We start from the raw sequence: 20105 nt of genomic DNA, 5'->3' as shown, positions 1-20105 counted from the left end.
ACAGTAAAAGGATAAGGAGTACTCCAAAGAAAGTATTCATAGGTGTTGTCGATTTAAAGGTTATTGTTGTTGCGTTTGTCTATAGATTAGATATCGAATATTGAGGAGGTTGCGTGGTTTAGGTTAAAATATAGATACGTCAGTCTAGGCATAAAAAAAGCCCTCCATTTGGAGAGCTTTAATTTGTTTAATGCGTATGACTTACGCTGTCGGGTCAGGAGTCAGTCTAAGATATGGTTTTACTTCATCCACACCTGCCGTGAACATTTCTTTTGCTTCATCCGTTGGGATGGAAGGACTTACTACGACTTTATCTCCATGTTCCCAATTGGCTGGCGTAGCCACTTTGTGATACGCAGTCAATTGAAGTGAATCGATAACGCGTAACAATTCATAGAAATTACGACCTGTCGAAGCAGGATAGGTCAAAATCAACTTGACCGTTTTATCCGGTGCAATAATAAATACGGAACGTACGGTTAAAGTATCATTGGCATTAGGATGGATCATATCATACAAATCAGACACTTTTCGGTCCACATCGGCAATTATGGGAAAATTGACCGTGGTATGTTGAGTCTCGTTGATATCCTGTATCCATTCATTGTGTGATTCAACACCATCCACGCTAAGCGCTATCATCTTTACATTTCTTTTTTCAAACTCACCTTTAAATTTGGCGGCAGTGCCCAATTCAGTAGTGCAAACCGGAGTAAAATCTGCTGGGTGGGAAAAAAGAATACCCCATCCTTCGCCCAAATAATCATAAAAATTCAATGATCCCTCTGAGGTCTCCACGGTAAAATCAGGAGCGATATCCCCTAATCGAATAGTAGCCATAATATTTGTTTTTAATTGATTGAACTAATGTTTTACAAAGTTAGACTATGAGATTTCATGCCCATTTTTACGCAGTTAAAAGTGTATTAAAGTTTCATGGATTAAAAGCAATTGATAGTTGTGCAAAAATGATTCTTTAGTAATTTAGGGCATGGAAAATGAACAACTGGAAAAGCTTAGGTATCCGATAGGAAAATATCAGGTTCCGGAAACCATTACTGAGGAACATTTACAAACATGGATAACTGTTTTGGAGGAACTCCCCAAACGTCTTGAAAATGCAGTTTCTGGGTTTTCAGAAGAGCAATTGGATACCCCTTACCGACCTGGGGGTTGGACCGTAAGACAACTTGTGCACCATGTTTCGGATAGCCACCATAACAGCTATGTTCGATTTAAATGGGGACTTACCGAAGATAATCCCATGATTAAGGCCTACTTTGAAAAAGAATGGTCAGAGTTGTTCGATTCCAAAACTGCTCCTATCCAAATGTCTTTGGACCATCTCAAAGCGGTCCATTTCAAATTGGTTTATTTATTGAAGGGCCTGACCAAAGAGCAACTTAAACGCACTTTTAGACACCCAGAAGGCAATGTGGAAAGTACTTTGGCAGAAAATATTGGAAGGTATGCATGGCACAGTAATCATCATTTTGCCCATCTTCAAAATTTGATTGAAAGGGAAGGATGGTAGTCTAGATTTCTTTGGTCAAAACAAGCATAGGTCTTTCTTCCTCAATGGCGTTTGGTAGCGCAAGTCTGGATTTCTTGTGGATGACAAAGCCATTCTTTAGATAAAAATTCAAGGCAGTGCCGTTTTGCATAGTGTCCAACCAAACCAATCTCTTTCCCAAGTTTCGTGCATAATCTTCCAGGATTTCCAGCAATTGGTAACCATATCCCTTTCCTGAATGCTCTTGAAGGAGATAGATTTTTTGAATCAATAGCGATGATTATTCATCATAGGCATCTAGCGATTTGTTCTTGATGATTTTGACGATTCCTATGACCACTTCTCCCACTTTGACCAAAAAGTGCTCTACGTTGTCATCAGCCAGGTCCTCTTCCATGATGTGTCTGGTGAAACTCTTGGAAATGTACGGAGCAGGGTCTTGATTTTTCCATAAATGCAGATAATGCTGCTTGTAAGAGGTAATCCCCACTGTGATGTAAACTTCAAATAAATCGTCGGAAACGGATTCCAGATAGACCATGAATTACGGATTTTCTCCTCCTTCGGGACCATAAAAAAGCACCCAAGTAGCAAAATCTTCACTAAAATTCTCAAATCGATGTTCAACCCCAGCGGGAACGAATAAAAAATCTCCGGGCGCAAAAGTGTGGCGCTTATCGCCATTGATGAATTCGCCAGTCCCAGAAATAATCACATATACTTCGTCACGGGAATGGGGCTGTTGCAAATCGACCTTATGTGGCTTATATACCTCTAATTGCAAGGTGCCATGCTCAAATAAATTGAGGAAGAGCGATTCACTTTTTTCCAGTTTACGAAGAGCTTCAGATGTACTTACTTTCATTGGGTAGAATCAATTTTGGATCTTCCACTTTATATTGCAACCAATACTTGGTTTTTGCAGCTCGTCTATTTGTTTTCCTTCCAATAAGGCATCCATCGCGTTTCGCAAGTCCTTACCGGTAACGGGAAGCCCATTCCCCGGACGGGAATCATCCAACTGCCCCCGGTATACGAGTTTTAAGGCATCATCAAACAGATAGAAATCAGGGGTGCAAGCGGCATCATAGGCTGTGGCGACTTCTTGGGTTTCATCGTATAGGTAAGGAAAAGAGTAATGCTCCTCCTTAGCTTTTACTTTCATCAAATCGGGACTATCTTGGGGATAATTTTCTATATCATTGCTGGAAATGGCAACAAAGCGTATTCCCTTTTTTTGATATTCCAATCCTAACTGGGAAATTTCTGGATTTACGTGAACTACGAATGGGCAATGGTTACATATAAACATGATGACGGTCCCTTTTTCACCTTTTGCAGTGTCCAAGGAGACCATAGTGTCCGTTATGGTATCCATAAGTTCAAATTTGGGAGCGGTTGTGCCTAAGGGAAGCATATTGCTTGGTGTTCTTGCCATGGTTTACTATTGATTTTATAGATTAACAGCTAGTCAAATGCTAAAGCATCATGTTTTACATGAGTTCGTTTAGTCTAAAAATAAAAAACGACCTGATTTACAGGTCGTTTTTCTCAAATTTTTAAGAGGGTTGGTTAAATATCGTCGAAATTCACATCCGTAAAGTTTCCGGATGCTGTACCGTTGCTTTCCGAGTTATCTTCCTCTTTCTTGTAATCCTTTTTATGTCGTTCAGAAATTACTTCAATTCCTTTTTCATCAATGATGTAGTCCATCATTTCTTCCATTATTTCCTTAAAAGCCGTAAAATCCTCTTTGTAAAGATAAATCTTATGTTTTTTGTAATGGAAAGACCCATCATCATGGGTAAATTTCTTGCTCTCGGTTATGGTTAGATAGTAATCACCAGCTTTGGTACTTCTGACATCAAAAAAGTAGGTTCTCCTTCCTGCCCGTAGGACCTTGGAATATATTTCTTCCTGGTCCATTATTTCTTTATCACTCATAAAGTAAAGATATGTGTTTAGCGCTTTGGCGAATAATTCTACCAAAAATGTAAAAAAAATGCTAATTCAGCAACTTTTTTGCTATTCTTTCTCCGAGAGTTGGGTCATGTAGAGTTCTCTGTAGTAGCCATCTTGGTTGTTCAATTCTTCATGGGTACCCTCTTGGATTATTTGACCGTTGTCTATGATAATTATCCGGTCAGCATTCTTTGCAGAGGATACTCTATGGCTTACAATAAGCGTGGTTTTGTTTTTAGAGGCTTGCTTTAAGTTATTTAAGATTTCTTCCTCGGTTTCGGTATCAACCGCCGATAGACAATCGTCAAACAAGTAAATTTTAGGGTCCTTTAAAAGCGCCCTGGCAATGGATACCCTTTGTTTTTGTCCTCCACTTAAGGTAATCCCTCTTTCACCCAGAATGGTATCATATTTTTGGGCAAAACCTTCTATATTATCATGGACCACCGCTTTTTTAGCTACTTCTACAATATCCTCGAAACTGGCATGTTCGTTTCCAAAACGGATATTGTTCTCTATGGTATCCGAAAAAAGAAATGCATCTTGTGGAACGGCGCCAATTTCTTTTCGCAAGCTGTTCAAGTTCAATTCCCGAATAGGTTTGCCATCAATTAGAATTTCTCCCTCTGAGGTATCATACAGTCGAGCTATTAAATCCAAAGCGGTCGATTTTCCAGCGCCTATTTTCCCCAGGATAGCGACAGTTTCCCCTGCTTTAATTGAAAAAGAAACCTTGTTTAGGGCGGTTATGTGTGTATCGCTATAGGTAAAGGAAACATCTTTAAATTCGATATTGCCTTCAATCTGGGTCTCTTCGGTAACTTCGTTGACGATATCTGGTTCGACCTTCAAAAACTCATTGATACGTTTTTGGGAAGCCTCAGCCCTTTGGACAATGGATGTGAGCCATCCTACTACCGCAACAGGCCAAGTAAGCATGTTAACATATAAAATGAATTCAGCGATCAATCCAAAAGAAGCGATTTTTCCATCGATATACATTTGTCCCCCAAAATAGATGACGATAATGTTACTGATACCGATAAGCAATATCATTAAAGGGAAAAACCAGGCATTCACTTTGGCGAGGTCCATACTGGTGTCTTTTCCTTCCACAGCCAAACCCTGTAGTTCGTAATTTATCCGCGGTTCAATGCCATAAGCCTTTATGACCGCAACCCCTGAAAAAGATTCTTGGGCAAATGTAGAAAGTGATGAAAGAAATTCTTGGACCTTGGTACTTCTAAGATGAATGATTTTGCTGATTTGATAAATCAAAATAGATAAAACGGGTAGAGGAATTAAGGTATAAGCCGCTAGAGTAGGGGCTTTAATAAACATAATGGTAATAACACAAATGAAAATGGTGACCGTATTCATACCATACATAATGACCGGACCGGCATACAAACGAACCTGATTGATATCTTCACTGATACGGTTCATCAAATCTCCAATACGATTCTTTTTATAAAAGTCGAGGGTCAATATTTGGTAGTGGTCGAATACCTCATTTTTTAAATCAAACTCAATATATCGAGATACATTGATTATGGTCTGCCGCATTAGAAAGGTAAAGAGCGCAGAAAGAAGCGCCGTACCCACAATAATCAAGATATATTGGAAAAGGGTGGACTTGGCTTGCGTCAAAGAAATGGAATCTCCCATATAATTCTCAATAACCCCAATGGATTGGTTGACATAATTGGGAACTACCAAGGAAAATAACCGGGCAATTATGGTGATTACGATTCCCAGCAATAGTTTGAGCCGGTATTTCTTGAAATATTTATTTAAGTGCTTTAATTCCTTCATCAGGAGAAAAGGGAGTCCAAGTTTTTAGATGGCGGGGCAAATATAGATGATCAATATTGAAATGAATGTTATAAAACTGATAAGAAAAGAACTTAAGTGGGAGGGATTAAAATATAAGGTTACTTTTGCGCTGTGAAAGGCAAAATATGACTTTAAAGTTCTTTTAGATGCTAACAAGACGGCATATCCGGGTAAAAGTAATGCAATGCATTTATGCATTGATTCAATCCAAGGATGAATCTTTGGAAAAACAGGAAAAATTCCTGAAGATGAGCATAGACAATATGTATGTGCTTTATATATTGATGCTCAGCCTAATCAAAGAGATGCATGCTCTTGCTGAAACGCACCTTCAACACGCTTCAAAAAAATATTTGGCTACTGAGGAAGATAACTATCCCAATCCTCAAAAATTTGTAAAGAATCGACTTCTGCTTCAGATTGCCCAGAATTCCATTTTACAGGAACATATTACCAAACGAAAACTGAATAACTGGTATCTCAATGCCGATTATGTAAAAATCATCCATAAGGAAGTTTTGGGAAGTACCTTTTATAAATCGTACATGACCAGCGGCAAAGACAGTTATGAGGAAGATAGGCAGTTGGTATTGGATTTGTTTAAAAATGTAATTGCACCCAATGAGAAAATCTATGAATATTTTGAGGATGACCAACTTACATGGATTGATGATTTCCCCATAGTAAACACGTTTCTTTTAAAACGTCTTAAAAAGGCAGATGGCAACGAAAGGGAAAGTTACTTTCTTCCACGCCTGTTGAAGGATGAACAAGATTTGGAGTTTGCTAAAAAGCTCCTGACCAAAACCCTTTTGAACAACGAAAAATGGGAAAAGGAAATTGAAGGGAAAACCCCAAATTGGGATAATGATAGGATTGCCGAAATTGATTCGATTATTTTGAAGATGGCCATATGCGAATTATTGAATTTTCCATCCATCCCGGAAAAGGTGACCTTGAATGAATACCTCGAGATAGCCAAAGAGTATTCAACCCCAAAAAGCAGCATTTTCATTAACGGGGTTTTGGATAAACTGGCGAAGGAATATAAAACGGATGGCAGACTGCAAAAAATGGGAAGGGGGCTTCAATAATTTTTTATTTGATTATTTTTGAAAAAACAAAATCTTAAGAATGAAAAGAATAACAACAATTTTCAGTTTGGTCATGGTAGTGGCACTAGTTGGACTTTCATGCAAAGACAAGGCTTCCAGCAAAATTGTAGCTGATAATGTAGACAATGCTTCCAATAGGGATGCAGCCCAGAAAAACCTACCGATTATGTCTTTTGAGACATCTGAACACGATTTTGGTACCATCGCTCAAGGTACACCACAAGAGACTCTTTTTAAATTTACCAATACAGGTAATGCCCCATTAATTATTACAAATGCTACCAGTAGCTGCGGATGCACAGTTCCTGAATATCCCAAAAATACACCTATTGCCCCAGGGGAAAGTGGTGAGCTGTTGGTGAAATTTAATGGATCAGGGCAAAATCAGGTGACCAAAACCATTACAGTTACTGCAAATACACAAAAAGGATCGGAGATTTTGAGAATCAAGGCCTTTGTAAATCCAAAAGATGCAGTGCAGCAGCAAGCTGGTCCTGTTAAATAAGACGTTCGCATACATGGAAAATATTGGACAATTTTTGCCGCTGATATTGATTTTTGTGGTAGCGTATTTCTTTATGATTCGCCCGCAAATCAAACGTCAGAAGGATGAAAAAAAGTTTGCTTCAGAACTTAAAAAAGGAGATAAAATCATTACTAAAAGTGGTTTGTACGGTAAAGTGGTAGAATTGAATGACAAAGATTTTTCCTGTGTCATTGAGACTATGGCCGGCCGTCTTAAGTTTGATCGCTCAGCCATATCTATGGAAATGAGCAAAAAACTAAGTGCCCCGCCCGCCAAAAAATAGTATAGCAAATCACAAAAAAGTAAAGACGCCGGCACTCGCTGGCGTTTTTTGTATTTAGAAGTAAAAAGGATAACTTAAGGCAACAAATAGTTGATTATGGTTACTCGTAGAAACTTCATACAAAAGAGCGCATTGTCTGCTGCTGGCTTGGGTGCATCCCTTTTTTTTCCTGTTGAATTATTAGCTACCCTCAGAAAAAGTACAAGCCCTAACGATTACATTCAAGTAGGTCTTATTGGCTGCAAGGGAATGGGTTTTTCGAATCTAGTTTCCATGCTAAAAATGAGTGCCGTTCAAGTGGTTGCTCTCTGCGATGTCGACGAAAATGTGCTCAACTCGAAGGTGGAGGAACTTAAAAAGGCTAACATCAAAAAACCCAAACTATATGGTGATTACAGAAAGATGCTTGAAGATAAGGATATTGACGTGGTCATTATTGGTACTCCTGACCATTGGCATTGCCTGCAATTGACAGATGCTCTCCAAGCGGGCAAAGACGTGTATTGTGAAAAACCCATAGCCAATTCCATTCAAGAATGTGATGTAATGCTAAAGCATGTTATGACAAGCGACCGAATGGTGCAGATTGGGCAATGGCAACGAAGTCAACCGCATTTTACCGAGGCCATTGATTTTGTCCATTCGGGACAATTGGGGCAAATACGCTTGGCCAAAGCATGGGCCTATCAAGGTTGGATGAAACCTGTAACCGTCGTGGCTGATGGCCCTGTACCCGCTGGAGTCGATTACGATATGTGGTTAGGACCTGCCCCAAAAAAGGCCTTCAACCAAAATAGATTTCATTTTAATTTTAGATGGTTTTGGGATTATGCGGGAGGACTTATGACCGATTGGGGAGTTCATTTATTGGATTATGCCCTGTATGGGATGAAGGCTTCACGTCCTAAATCTGTAATGGCTTTGGGAGGTAAATTTGCCTATCCCAACGATGCCTCTGAAACTCCAGACACACTACAGACCGTTTTTGAATTTGACCAGTTTTCCATTCTTTGGGAACATGCTACTGGAATAGATGGCGGTAATTATGGCAGAAACCATGGAATAGCTTTTATAGGGAATAAGGGGACTTTGGTTTTGGATAGAAACGGATGGGAAGTCATTCCAGAAAAGGAATTTCAAGGTTGGGACAAGGAAGGCATAGATAGAATGGAAAAGATACCCCTAAAAATGACCGATGGAGTAAGCGGATTGGATTTGCATACCGAAAATTTCATGGAAGCGGTAAAAAATCGGGATTCCTCCATATTAAATGCTCCAATACAAGTAGGTTATGATACCGCGGTGGTTTCGCATATGGGTAATGTGGCCTATAAAACGGGAAACCGCATGTATTGGGATGAAGAAAAAAAACAGTTCACCGAAGAAAAGGCAAATCAGTTTATCAAGACAACTTACCATAACGGGTGGGAAGTACCCAAAATATGACTTTTAGGACACCGCGACTAGCGGTATTTGTCGTTTAAACCTATTCCCTGTTCAATCATCGGCAATACTTTTTCCAGACGTTTCTGTTTGGTAGCCTCCTGTTTCGCCTCCCCGATGTATTCACAGAATTCTTTTTGCTTGTAGTTGGAAAATTCCAGATAGGCTTTTCTCAACGATGGTTTGGCATTCAAACTGTTTTGAAGCAACTCTGGGATGTCGATTTCGGTCTTTTTCTTTTCTGGTTTTATTACCAAACCATTTTTCTGATTTTCCAAGGCCTCTTTCATATAACTCAGAACACCTTCCCGGTCAATTTCCGAAAGGCTACTGAATTTCCAATGCCGCATTCCTTTGGTTTTCCCTTCCTGGGCATTTTGCAGAACTTTTTTAGGGTCCTTTAACAACGAACCATTGAAAAACCAAACTCCAAAATGATTCTTGAATTTACAGATGCCCAAAACGTTTTTATTCTCGATAGTGTATACTGGGAAATTCCATTTGTAGCTCTCCGCTGCCTCAGTTTGCCGGGCCAAACTTCGTAGAATCGCAATGCCCTCCTTAAAAGGATGTTCTTTTTCGTAATAGGCTTCTATTTTTTCGGATGGTGTCATAATTATTTGATTTGAATGGCAGTTAGCTCGCATATTTTTACAATGACCTGGACTGCTTTTTGCATACTTTCCAAGGGAACATATTCATATTTTCCATGAAAATTGTGCCCGCCTGCAAATATATTGGGGCAGGGTAAACCCATAAAACTAAGTTGCGAGCCATCAGTTCCCCCTCTGATGGGTTTTATGATGGGCTCAATATCCAAAGATTTCATGGCTTCTTCCGCAATTTCCACAATATGGAATACAGGTTCCACTTTTTCTCGCATATTAAAATACTGATTTTCAATAGATAGTTCAATGTAATCCCCTAACCTTTGGTTTAGCTTTGCAGCAATATCTTCCAGTAATTGTTTTCTTGCTTCAAAATGTTGGGAATCATGATCCCGAACGATAAGATCAATTTGCGCTTCCTCTATTTCCCCTTTGATTTTATACACATGAAAGAAGCCTTCACGCCCTTCTGTATGTTCTGGTACTTCATGGGATGGAAGAAGGCTTAAAAATTCTTGTGCAATCTGTATGGCATTGACCATTTTATTCTTGGCGTATCCGGGATGTACACTTTTACCCTTTATTTTGATAATTACACCTGCGGCGTTGAAATTCTCATATTCCAATTCACCAATCTGACTGCCATCTATAGTATAGGCCCATTCAGCACCGAATTTCTTCACATCAAATTTATGCGCGCCCCTTCCAATTTCTTCGTCAGGAGTGAATGCGATTCTGATTTTACCATGTTTTATTTCGGGATGCTCCCTCAAATACTCCATGGCCGTTACAATTTCTGCAACACCCGCTTTATCATCCGCTCCTAATAGTGTGGTTCCATCAGTAGTGATAAGGGTTTGACCTTTATATTGTTCTAACTCTGGAAAATAGTCCGGCGATAATACGATATCTAGTCCTTTGTTAAGGACAATATCTCCACCGTCATAATCTTTTACAATCTGTGGGGACACATTTTTCCCGGTAAAATCAGGAGTGGTGTCCATATGTGCGATAAAACCAATCGTAGGAACCTTTTTTTCAATATTACTGGGTAAGGTTGCCATGATATAACCATTCGCATCGATGGAAACTTCTTCCATACCAATGGAATGTAATTCAGTCACTAATTTTTTGGCCAGGTTTAGCTGTTTTTCCGTGCTCGGGGTGGTTTTTGAATAAGGATCGCTTTGGGTATCTATGGCCACATATTCCAAAAATCGAGGTAATAATTGCTCCATTTATTGCTTTTCAACAAAAATAATGCTTATTCAGCCGTGATTTTGATCAATCTATTTGGGTACCACCTATCTTTCTGATAACTAAAGGACAGTTATTTGAAAAAAACACTACTATTCATTTTTTTGTTCTCTTTTATTTTTTCTTCCGCCCAGATGGACTGTACTTTGGGAGTTGGAGGTAAAGATGATGAGACCATTATTGAGGTTTTTCAGCTGAATGAGGAACAAAAAGAGAATCTTAAGAACTGGAGTGCTGAGCTCAAAGTTAGAAATATGTACCTAAAGGATAAGGCTAAATTGCTCCTGAAGAAACATCAAGAAAGCCCACCAAGTGCTTTGATGGAAATGTCCTATGAGTATCGCCAAATTCTAGACAGTATGAGAAGCAATATCAGATTGATAGATAGACGATTATTGGGCACTTTCAATCAAAAACAATATGACCTATATGTTGAACTTTGTGGTATGATTTCGCTGAGTCCTATGCGCGTTGATAATTCTTTTAACGAAAAATAAAAGTTTCTCTCCGTAGGGTCTACAGAGTTTCTATTTTTGCATAAAATTTTTCTGCATGTACAAGCTCCTTATTCGTCCTCTTCTCTTTTTGTTGGATGCGGAACGTGCTCATCATTTTTCCTTTGCAATGATAAAACTGCTTTCCAAATTGGGAATAGGAGGTATCATGCGTAAAAAGTTTGTGATAGAGGATGCTGATTTGGAGCGGGAAGTTTTTGGTTTGAAATTTAAGAACCCTGTCGGATTGGCTGCTGGCTTTGATAAGGATGCCAAATTGTACAATGAATTTTCTGATTATGGTTTTGGCTTTGTAGAAATAGGGACGTTAACCCCAAAACCGCAACCAGGAAATCCCAAAAAGCGACTTTTTAGATTAATTGAAGACCAAGCTATTATCAACAGAATGGGATTCAACAACAAGGGCGTCTTTGAAGCGGTAGACCAGTTAAAGAAAAAACATCGCGTTTTGGTTGGTGGTAACATTGGGAAAAACAAAACGACTTCCAACGAGGATGCTGTGCGTGACTATCTGATATGTCACGAAGCACTCTTTGAGCACGTGGATTATTTTGTGGTAAATGTCAGTTCGCCAAATACTCCGGGTTTGAGGGAGCTACAGGATAGAGGACCGCTTACCTATATGTTGAACAAGTTAAAACGGCAAAATGACAAGATGGCCAGGCAACGTGCTGCAAAACAGAAGCCAATTCTACTCAAAATTGCACCAGACTTGACTGACAATCAGTTGTTGGATATTATTGAAATTGTTACCACTACAGGCATTGATGGTGTAATTGCCACGAATACCACCATTTCTCGAAAAAATTTAAAATCCCTTTTGATTCTCACAGAAGAAAAGGGTGGTTTGAGTGGAAAACCACTAGCAAAACGGAGCACGGATGTCATTCGTTTTTTGGCTGAAAACAGCAATAAATCTTTTCCAATTATAGGGGTAGGGGGTATACACTCTCCCGAAGATGCCCTGGAAAAAATGGATGCCGGAGCGGATTTGGTTCAGCTGTATACCGGATTCGTATATGAAGGTCCAGGTTTGGTCAAACGTATCAATCAGGCCATTTTGGAAAAAGCTAGAAAAAAGGCCCATGCTTGAGGCCTGTTTCATTGCACTAAAGTTTAACTATCCGATTCTTACAGGATTTATATTGGCTACTGCGGTCTTGGGAATTTCACCAGGTCCGGATAACATATTTGTGCTGACACAAAGCTTGGCCCATGGTGTAAAATCAGGGTTTGCTGTTGTACTTGGATTGGCCTCGGGCTGTTTGGTCCACACCACCCTATTGGCTTTTGGAGTTTCTGAAATCATAAAAAGAAGTGATACGTTATTTTGGCTCATAAAACTTTTTGGTGTCGCTTACCTGCTCTATCTGGCGTTCAAGGTATTTCGCAGTAAAAGCCAAATCCAAATTTCTGCGACCCATACTGCGAAACGGGCGAATGGAAATCTCTTTTGGACCGGTTTCACTATGAACGTACTGAATCCCAAGGTCACCATTTTCTTTTTGGCCTTCTTTCCAGGTTTTTTGTTCAGTACCGAGCTGAATACGGTTATTCAGTTTTATGTTTTGGGCTTCCTTTTCATTGCAGTTACCATCCTAATTTTTGGTAGTATCGCCTTACTTTCAGGAAGTATTTCCAAATTTGTTGCACAGAATTTAGGGACGGGAAAGGTACTCAAATGGACCCAGATAATTGTCTTTGTGGGTATTGCGGTCTATCTCCTGCTATCGGATAAATAGTGGTATTTTTATAGATTAATATGCCAAAAGTAAAGCTGATAGAATGTCCACGGGATGCCATGCAAGGCATCAAGACCTATATCCCAACACAGGAGAAGGTGAAATACATTCAATCGCTTTTGGGCTGTGGATTTGATACTATTGACTTCGGAAGTTTTGTATCCCCCAAGGCCATTCCACAAATGGTGGATACAGCGGAAGTTTTACATGCACTGGATTTATCAAAAACCAAAAGCAAGCTTCTAGCTATCGTGGCCAATATTAGAGGTGCTACGGATGCTTCGCAACATGCACCCATAGATTATTTAGGCTATCCTTTTTCCATTTCGGAAAACTTTCAGATGCGAAATACACATAAAACCATAGCACAATCCGTCGAGACTTTGAAAGGTATTTTGGATATTGCCAATAACTCAAATAAAGAAGTAGTCACTTACATATCCATGGGGTTTGGCAATCCGTACGGTGACCCTTGGAATGTTGAGATTGTTGGGGAGTGGACTGAAAAACTGGCCGAAATGGGGGTGAGGACACTTTCTTTGTCCGATACTATCGGGAGTTCTACTCCAGAAGTAATTGATTATTTGTACTCCAATTTGATACCAAAATATCCCGATATTGAATTTGGGGCCCATCTGCATACAACTCCAACCAAATGGCACGAAAAAGTGGATGCTGCCTACAAGGCAGGTTGCAGAAGATTTGATGGCGCGGTTCAAGGTTTTGGCGGCTGTCCCATGGCCAAGGACGAACTTACTGGGAACATGCCCACGGAGAAAATGCTATCCTATTTCACCTCACAAAAAGCGGATTCCGGAGTAAACGCCATGGTTTTTGAAGCCGCTTATAATAAGGCAACGGAACTGTTTTCCGTATATCATTGACTCACTGGAATCTATACTTTACCTAATTGTTAAATATTAAGTTTATTTAAACTTATTCCAAATAATACTTGTTTTGGAGCAGGAAGCATTCTACTTTAGCGCCTCCTAACGCATATTTAATCTAAATAAAAGAGCATGCTTTCCAGAAATTTCCTTTCAATAACTTTTGTTGCTTTAATTTTTGCATCCTGTTCCAATGATGATGACGTGAATGATGATGGCATACTTACGGGAATTGATAACCCAGAGACGTATGTTTTTGAAAGAAGCGGGCAAAGCTCAGTAAATTTCAGCGGTCAAACTACCCGTATTTTAATGGCAGAAGAGATTATAGCAGCAATGCTGGATAACACTTCTACAGAAGAGGGCTTGAAAGCCATGTTTGCTCATCAAGAAGGTGCCAATGACTTTTCTGACGCTGATTTAAATGCATCCGACAAGAATGTCCGTGGGAAAACCGCCGCTTCATTCGATTTCTTTTCTGGGAATGCCACGGACCAAGCTTTGATTCGTGTTGATTTTGAAAGTTGGATAGAAACCCAGGTTGCAGAGGTATTTCCAAATTTTAATGTACTCGCAACGCCAGGTACCGCGGGACAAATTGCGGATGGCTCTTCTACACGATATATTACAGGTCAAGGATTGGAAATGAACCAAGTATTCAACAAATCGTTGATAGGGGCTTTAATGGTTGATCAGATTGTGAACAATTACATCAGTGCTAACTTCATAGATGCAGGAACACAGAGAGATGATAATGACAATGATGTTCTGGATGGAAGTAACAACTACACGGCTATGGAACACGATTGGGATGAAGCATATGGATATGCCTTCGGGACTGCGGCAGATTTGGAGGACCCTAGACCGACCATCGGGTTAGATGATAGCTTTTTAAACAAATATATAGGTAGAGTTGAAGGTGACACTGATTTTGCCGGTATAACAGATGCCATTTTTCAAGCTTTGAAATTGGGTAGGGCGGCTATTGTAGCCAAGGATTATACAGTACGTGATGAGCAAGCCGAAATTCTGCGTGAACTTATTTCTGAGGTGGTAGGTATTCGAGCGGTGTATTACCTACAACAAGGTAAAAATGCTTTGCCATCAGGAGGTTCTCAAGATTTTGGACCCTCTTTCCATGATTTTTCCGAGGGGTATGGATTTATTTATAGCCTTCAGTTTACAAGAAGACCCAACTCATCTGAACCCTATTTCACCAAAGCCGAAGTGGATGCCTTTTTGGCCGATTTGCTTGACGATGGTCCTAACGGCCTATGGGATGTAACCCCAGAAACCTTGGATTCCATTTCAGAAGATATCGCAGAAAGATTTGATTTTACTGTGGAGCAAGCAGGAAGTCTGTAAAATATAACATTTTTAATCGAAAAAGAGGTGGAATCTTAGTTGGGGTTTCACCTCTTTTTCTATCTTTGAGCTCCTTTTAATTAGAATTAATAAAAATAATTGCAATGAAGAAAAGTTGGTACTGGGTTTTTACATTTCTGTTGGTCCTTTGGGCCTGTTCTTCGGATAGCTCGGATGGACCTTTACCAGATGATGGTATCGGTGGCTCAGATGATGATGTGGCTCCAGCAACTTTTGATAGAGGGGTAATGCTGACCAACTGGGCGGATAATATTATTATACCTGCTTATACTGCTTTTTCTTCTGAACTCACGGAACTTAATGGTGCTTTTGAAACCTTTTCTGCAGACAGAACGGTTGATAATCTTGTCGCCTTTCGTCAAGCCTGGTTGGACACCTACATCGCTTGGCAACAAGTTTCATTGTTCGAGATTGGTCCTGCGGAAACTGTAGGGTTTCGGCTTAATATGAACACCTATCCTACGGATACAGACCTGTTGGAATCATTTGTGGCATCGGGTTCTTACGATTTGTCCCTACCTAGTAATCGCGATGTGAAGGGTTTTCCCGCTTTGGATTATCTATTGAATGGCTTGGAAACCGATGATACCGCTTTGGTGGCACGTTTTGATACCGATTCAGATGCTGCCAATAGGTTGGCGTATATTGATGATGTACTCAATGATATGATTGGTTTGACCGATGGGGTATTACAGGAATGGCAAGGTTCTTTTAGAAATGCTTTTGTGAGCAATGATGGATCATCGGCAACTGCTTCTACGGATAGGTTTGTCAATGATTTTATTTTCTATTACGAAAAGTTCCTTCGAGCGGGAAAAATGGGGATTCCATTAGGTGTTTTCACTGGAACTCCAGCGCCAAACACTATTGAAGCCTTCTATAAGGCAGATATAAGCAGAACCCTTTTCTTAACGGGATTATCCACTGTTCAGGATTTTTTTAATGGAAAACATTTTGATTCCAGCACAACAGGTGAAAGTTTGGCGTCTTATTTAAGATTTCTGAACACAATAAAAGATGGGGTAGCACTAGATGGAATCATTAATGACCAATTCGACCTTGCAAGGGATATGGTAACCAGTCTGGATACTTTCAGAAATGAAATTGAGAACAATAATCCTCCCGTCGATATGCTTTTGGCCTATGATGAGGTCCAAAGAGCGGTACCTCTGTTAAAAGTGGATATGGTATCCGCCATGAGTATAAGCATCGATTTTGTGGATGCTGACGGTGATTAATGCGAAGTAATCTTACCAAATATTTTAATTCAAATGTAGAGGCCGCCCCTTTGGCGGTCTTTCGTATTTTTTTTGGTTTGATGATGCTGGCAAGCATTATCCGTTTCTGGTCCTACGGCTGGATTGAGAAACTATACCTCCAACCGCAATTCCATTTTTCCTATTATGGTTTTGAATGGGTCAAGCCCATCGGACTGGCCACTTATGGTATTTTTGTCCTTTGTGGACTCTCGGCCTTAGCGGTTGCATTGGGATACCGATATCGACTGTCCATTATTCTATTTTTCTTGTCCTTCACCTATATCGAGTTGATGGATAAGACCACCTATCTCAACCACTACTATTTTATTAGTCTGCTTTCCTTTCTGATGATTTTTCTACCAGCTTCTGCCTACTACTCGATGGATGCCTATAGAAATTCGGAAAAAGCGTATCAATATATCCCAAAATGGAGTGTAGATAGCATTAAATTGATGCTGGGCATCGTATACTTTTATGCGGGACTGGCCAAATTGAATTCAGATTGGCTTGTTGATGCTATGCCCTTAAAAATATGGCTACCTTCAAAGTTTGATGTTCCCTTGATTGGCCATTTAATGAGTCAAGAGTGGTTACACTACGGCTTTAGTTGGGCTGGAGCCATTTACGATTTAACCATTCCGTTTTTGCTGCTGTATTCCAGAACCCGCTATCTCGCCTTTTTTCTTGTAGTGGTATTCCATGTGTTAACACGGGTATTATTTCCCATTGGGATGTTTCCCTATATCATGATTGTTTCGGCCCTCATTTTTTTTGATGCCAAATTGCATAATACCCTATTGCAATGGCTATCCAAAAGATTTAAAATAGCCAAATCGTATTTTGACAACGGGAGGACTTTACAAAGTAAAATGTCCATTCGACCTTTCGTTTTAGGAATACTTACTCTCTTTTTTAGCATTCAGCTCCTATTTCCTTGGCGATATGTTTTATATCCTGATGAGTTGTTTTGGACCGAGGAGGGATACCGGTTTTCCTGGAGGGTGATGCTTATGGAGAAATCAGGGTATGCGCAGTTCAAAATTGAGGACAAATCAAGTGGTAAATGGTTTTACGTAAACAACGATGACTTTCTTACACCATTTCAAGAAAAGCAAATGTCTTTTCAGCCTGATTTTATTATCGAATATGCCCATTTCCTAAAGGAACACTTTGAAAAAGATGGACACAAGAACCTAGCCATTTATGTGGAAAGTTATGTGGCCCTCAATGGCAGATTGAGCCAACCCTATATTGACCCAAAAGTAGATTTGACACAAGTACGCGATTCTTTTGAACACAAGTCGTGGATATTACCTTTCAATGATGAAATTAAAGGCCTTTAGAAGTTTATTTGTTGTATTCTTTTTCACCCTGTTTGCTCAGGCTCAATTCACCCTGTCAGGAGTGGTTGCTGACGACGCTGGCAATCCAGTATCCAATGCGGAAGTGTATTTGGTCGAGCTGGAAGTCTTGACCAAAACCTCTACTTCAGGCCGGTTTTACTTTGAAGATGTATCCGCTGGAACGTACCGACTTATCGTTTTCGTTTTTGGATATAGAACCTTTGAACAAACAGTTGCACTGGAATCGAATCAAGAACTTAGCGTATCCCTTGAACCTCTTGGAGAACAATTGTCCGAAGTGGTCTTGACCCAAGAGCGTGAAAAAATATTTGGGCTACAACAGCTTAAAAAAGTCGAAGGAACCGCAATTTATGCAGGTAAGAAAAGCGAAGTGGTTCTCTTAGATAATATCACCGGAAACTTGGCTGCCAATAACCCCAGGCAGATTTACAGTCAGGTGGTAGGTCTTAATATTTATGAAAACGGAGATGCTGGATTACAGTTGAATGTTGGGGGTAGGGGATTGGACCCGAATCGTACGGCCAATTTCAATGTGCGTCAAAATGGGTATGATATTAGTGCAGATGCCCTGGGATATCCGGAAAGTTATTACACCCCGCCTGCCGAGGCCCTTCAGGAGATTCAGGTAGTTCGCGGTGCTGCTTCCCTACAATATGGGCCGCAATTTGGAGGTCTTATCAACTTCAAGTTTAAAAAACCCAATCCCAACAAAAAAATAGAGTGGGTATCTCGGCAGACCTTGGGCTCCTTCGATTTAAGAACCAGTTTCAATAGTTTAAGTGGTACAATAGGGAAATTTAGCTATTATACCTATTTCAACTATAAGGAGGGAAATGGTTTTAGACCCAACTCAAGTTTTGATAGTCGCAATTACTTTGGACATTTTGGTTACCAGTTGACAGAAAAAACTAAACTGACCTTTGAAGCGACATTGTTTAATTATTTGGCCCAACAACCGGGTGGTTTAACCGATTTGCAGTTTAACGCGGACCCAACCTTCAGCAACCGCCCTCGCAACTGGTTTGATGTGGATTGGAAACTGTTCTCACTGCGTTTGGACCATCGTTTTTCAAGTAAAACGGACTTTAGTTTAAACCTATTCACACTGGATGCTTCGCGGAGCGCAATAGGCTTGCGGACCAATAGGGTGGATTTGGTAGACGACCCAACGGAGCCAAGAGAACTCTTGATTGACAATTTTCAGAATTGGGGAACCGAAGCCCGTTTATTGACTCGCTATCAAATAAAAGATCAGGATGCAGTTCTATTACTAGGCTCAAAGTACTATCAAAGTGATAACAACCAGCTTCAGGGACCGGGAAGTGCAGAAGGTAATGCTGACTTTGTACTTCGGGATGATGAATTTCCCAATTTTTTGAACCAGGCCCAGTTTACCTTTCCTAATCTCAATCTGGCACTGTTCGGAGAAAACATCTTCAATTTATCCAAGACCTTTTCCATAACACCTGGTTTCCGGTTTGAGTATATCAAAACAGAAAGTTCAGGAAGTTTTAGGGAAATCGTTTTGGATTTAGCGGGCAATCCACTTTCCAATGAGGAGATTCCAGAGAGTCGAAATTTTGAAAGGGGTTTTGTGATATTGGGAGTTGGGATATCTTATAAACCTAACCCTGGTTTTGAAATCTATGCCAACTTTTCGCAAAACTATCGTTCCGTGACCTTCAACGACATTAGAATCACCAATGATTCGCAACGGATTGATGAGGACATTACCGATGAAACCGGCTTCACGGCGGACCTTGGAATAAGAGGACGACTTGATAATCTGTTGTCCTATGATGCCAGCGTTTTTGCGCTACTTTATGATAATCGAATAGGAGAGACGGTAGACCCGGAAGATGGAGTTGGTACCCTAAGAGGAAATATTGGTACGGCCTTTATTTATGGTTTTGAAGGGTTTGGTGATTTAAACTTGAAAGAGCTCTGGGCACCAGGTCTTGAAAAGTTGAAATTAAATGTGTTCGCCAATCTTGCCGTAACAGATTCTGAGTACACTGAATCAGACCAAAATAATGTAGAGGGAAATAAGGTGGAGTTTATACCCAACATCAACTTAAAAAGCGGATTGAATTTTGGGTATGGCAATTTATTGGGGAGTGTGCAGTACACTTTTATTGATGAGCAATTTACGGATGCCACTAATTCTCCGCCCTTGTTTGAAGATGCAAGAAATGCGGGAATTATTGGAAGCATCCCTTCTTATGATATTATTGATATTTCCCTTTCGTATACCTATAAAAAGTTCCGTCTGGAAGCTGGGATAAATAATGTTTTGGATAATTCGTATTTCACAAGAAGGGCGACCGGATATCCAGGACCTGGAATCATTCCTGCGGAGCCCAGAACTTTCTATACTACATTACAAGTGAAATTATAATGGCAGCTCCT

22 protein-coding genes are annotated in these 20105 nt (G+C 40.1%); 13 read left to right on the top strand and 9 right to left on the bottom strand.

Translation table 11 applies throughout. From position 1 onward, the window contains the following. Window positions 1–201 precede the first annotated feature (201 nt). Window positions 202–840 carry a peroxiredoxin gene (locus tag ACSLUF_RS12015; protein WP_435623028.1) on the bottom strand — a complete coding sequence of 213 codons (639 nt, stop codon included), beginning with the start codon at window positions 838–840 and terminating at the stop codon, window positions 202–204. 151 nt (window positions 841–991) lie between these two features. Between ACSLUF_RS12015 and ACSLUF_RS12010 the strand changes: the two genes are divergently transcribed. Next, the gene (locus ACSLUF_RS12010) at window positions 992–1534 is read left to right on the top strand and encodes a YfiT family bacillithiol transferase (protein ID WP_435623027.1); all 543 of its coding nucleotides are present in this window, start codon (window positions 992–994) and stop codon (window positions 1532–1534) included. 1 nt (window position 1535) lies between these two features. Here the strand turns inward: ACSLUF_RS12010 and ACSLUF_RS12005 are convergent, their stop codons facing one another. The 6 genes from ACSLUF_RS12005 to ACSLUF_RS11980 all read right to left on the bottom strand — a co-directional run bounded on the left by ACSLUF_RS12005 (window position 1536) and on the right by ACSLUF_RS11980 (window position 5290). After that, window positions 1536–1784 (bottom strand): GNAT family N-acetyltransferase, encoded by a 249-nt coding sequence (locus ACSLUF_RS12005; RefSeq protein ID WP_435623026.1) that lies wholly within the window; start codon window positions 1782–1784, stop codon window positions 1536–1538. A gap of 9 nt (window positions 1785–1793) precedes the next feature. Next, on the bottom strand, window positions 1794–2054 hold the full coding sequence (locus tag ACSLUF_RS12000) for a hypothetical protein (protein ID WP_435623025.1): 261 nt from the start codon (window positions 2052–2054) through the stop codon (window positions 1794–1796). A 3-nt stretch (window positions 2055–2057) separates the two neighbouring features. After that, the gene (locus ACSLUF_RS11995) at window positions 2058–2378 is read right to left on the bottom strand and encodes a cupin domain-containing protein (protein WP_435623024.1); all 321 of its coding nucleotides are present in this window, start codon (window positions 2376–2378) and stop codon (window positions 2058–2060) included. 9 nt (window positions 2379–2387) lie between these two features. Further along, on the bottom strand, window positions 2388–2951 hold the full coding sequence (locus tag ACSLUF_RS11990; protein WP_435623023.1) for a thioredoxin family protein: 564 nt from the start codon (window positions 2949–2951) through the stop codon (window positions 2388–2390). Window positions 2952–3085: 134 nt separating this feature from the next. Then, window positions 3086–3457: a PUR family DNA/RNA-binding protein gene (locus ACSLUF_RS11985; protein WP_435623022.1), complete on the bottom strand. Its 372-nt coding sequence runs from the start codon at window positions 3455–3457 to the stop codon at window positions 3086–3088. Between the two features lie 81 nt (window positions 3458–3538). After that, a complete protein-coding gene (locus tag ACSLUF_RS11980) occupies window positions 3539–5290 on the bottom strand; it encodes an ABC transporter ATP-binding protein (RefSeq protein ID WP_435623021.1) in 1752 nt (583 codons plus the stop codon). 167 nt (window positions 5291–5457) lie between these two features. On the opposite strand from ACSLUF_RS11980, the gene nusB reads away from it, so the two are divergent. The 4 genes from nusB to ACSLUF_RS11960 all read left to right on the top strand — a co-directional run bounded on the left by nusB (window position 5458) and on the right by ACSLUF_RS11960 (window position 8681). Further along, entirely contained in the window at window positions 5458–6405 is a 948-nt protein-coding gene (gene nusB, locus ACSLUF_RS11975) for a transcription antitermination factor NusB (RefSeq protein WP_435623020.1), read from the top strand. A gap of 40 nt (window positions 6406–6445) precedes the next feature. Then, entirely contained in the window at window positions 6446–6931 is a 486-nt protein-coding gene (locus ACSLUF_RS11970) for a DUF1573 domain-containing protein (protein ID WP_435623019.1), read from the top strand. Window positions 6932–6944: 13 nt separating this feature from the next. Beyond that, window positions 6945–7235 (top strand): preprotein translocase subunit YajC, encoded by a 291-nt coding sequence (yajC, locus tag ACSLUF_RS11965; RefSeq protein ID WP_106145388.1) that lies wholly within the window; start codon window positions 6945–6947, stop codon window positions 7233–7235. A 96-nt stretch (window positions 7236–7331) separates the two neighbouring features. Continuing rightward, window positions 7332–8681, top strand: a complete 1350-nt coding sequence (locus ACSLUF_RS11960) for a Gfo/Idh/MocA family protein (RefSeq protein WP_435623018.1) — start codon at window positions 7332–7334, stop codon at window positions 8679–8681. A gap of 17 nt (window positions 8682–8698) precedes the next feature. Here the strand turns inward: ACSLUF_RS11960 and ACSLUF_RS11955 are convergent, their stop codons facing one another. After that, entirely contained in the window at window positions 8699–9292 is a 594-nt protein-coding gene (locus ACSLUF_RS11955; protein WP_435623017.1) for a YdeI/OmpD-associated family protein, read from the bottom strand. A gap of 2 nt (window positions 9293–9294) precedes the next feature. Beyond that, complete coding sequence (gene pepT, locus ACSLUF_RS11950; protein ID WP_435623016.1) at window positions 9295–10524, bottom strand: peptidase T; 1230 nt, start codon at window positions 10522–10524, stop codon at window positions 9295–9297. A gap of 96 nt (window positions 10525–10620) precedes the next feature. Here pepT and ACSLUF_RS11945 point away from each other — a divergent pair, with 96 nt between their 5' ends. The 8 genes from ACSLUF_RS11945 to ACSLUF_RS11910 all read left to right on the top strand — a co-directional run bounded on the left by ACSLUF_RS11945 (window position 10621) and on the right by ACSLUF_RS11910 (window position 20094). Further along, window positions 10621–11040 (top strand): hypothetical protein, encoded by a 420-nt coding sequence (locus tag ACSLUF_RS11945; protein WP_435623015.1) that lies wholly within the window; start codon window positions 10621–10623, stop codon window positions 11038–11040. 55 nt (window positions 11041–11095) lie between these two features. Continuing rightward, window positions 11096–12151 (top strand): quinone-dependent dihydroorotate dehydrogenase, encoded by a 1056-nt coding sequence (locus ACSLUF_RS11940; RefSeq protein ID WP_435623014.1) that lies wholly within the window; start codon window positions 11096–11098, stop codon window positions 12149–12151. Beyond that, on the top strand, window positions 12144–12800 hold the full coding sequence (locus ACSLUF_RS11935; RefSeq protein WP_435623013.1) for a LysE family translocator: 657 nt from the start codon (window positions 12144–12146) through the stop codon (window positions 12798–12800). Before ACSLUF_RS11940 ends, ACSLUF_RS11935 begins: the two co-directional genes overlap by 8 nt. Before the next feature lie 20 nt (window positions 12801–12820). Further along, window positions 12821–13684 carry a hydroxymethylglutaryl-CoA lyase gene (locus ACSLUF_RS11930; RefSeq protein WP_435623012.1) on the top strand — a complete coding sequence of 288 codons (864 nt, stop codon included), beginning with the start codon at window positions 12821–12823 and terminating at the stop codon, window positions 13682–13684. 135 nt (window positions 13685–13819) lie between these two features. Then, window positions 13820–15052: a DUF4856 domain-containing protein gene (locus tag ACSLUF_RS11925; protein ID WP_435623011.1), complete on the top strand. Its 1233-nt coding sequence runs from the start codon at window positions 13820–13822 to the stop codon at window positions 15050–15052. Window positions 15053–15156: 104 nt separating this feature from the next. Then, entirely contained in the window at window positions 15157–16311 is a 1155-nt protein-coding gene (locus ACSLUF_RS11920) for an imelysin family protein (protein WP_435623010.1), read from the top strand. Then, window positions 16311–17675 (top strand): HTTM domain-containing protein, encoded by a 1365-nt coding sequence (locus tag ACSLUF_RS11915; protein ID WP_435623009.1) that lies wholly within the window; start codon window positions 16311–16313, stop codon window positions 17673–17675. The genes ACSLUF_RS11920 and ACSLUF_RS11915 overlap by 1 nt, the downstream gene beginning before the upstream one ends. After that, window positions 17653–20094, top strand: a complete 2442-nt coding sequence (locus ACSLUF_RS11910; protein ID WP_435623008.1) for a TonB-dependent receptor domain-containing protein — start codon at window positions 17653–17655, stop codon at window positions 20092–20094. The genes ACSLUF_RS11915 and ACSLUF_RS11910 overlap by 23 nt, the downstream gene beginning before the upstream one ends. The last annotated feature ends 11 nt before the right edge of the window (window positions 20095–20105 follow it).

This window comes from Flagellimonas sp. (assembly GCF_965601775.1).
GTDB lineage: Bacteria > Bacteroidota > Bacteroidia > Flavobacteriales > Flavobacteriaceae > Flagellimonas.
The sequence above is the reverse complement of the archived record's forward strand: the minus strand, read 5'-3'. Positions and strand labels throughout refer to the sequence as shown.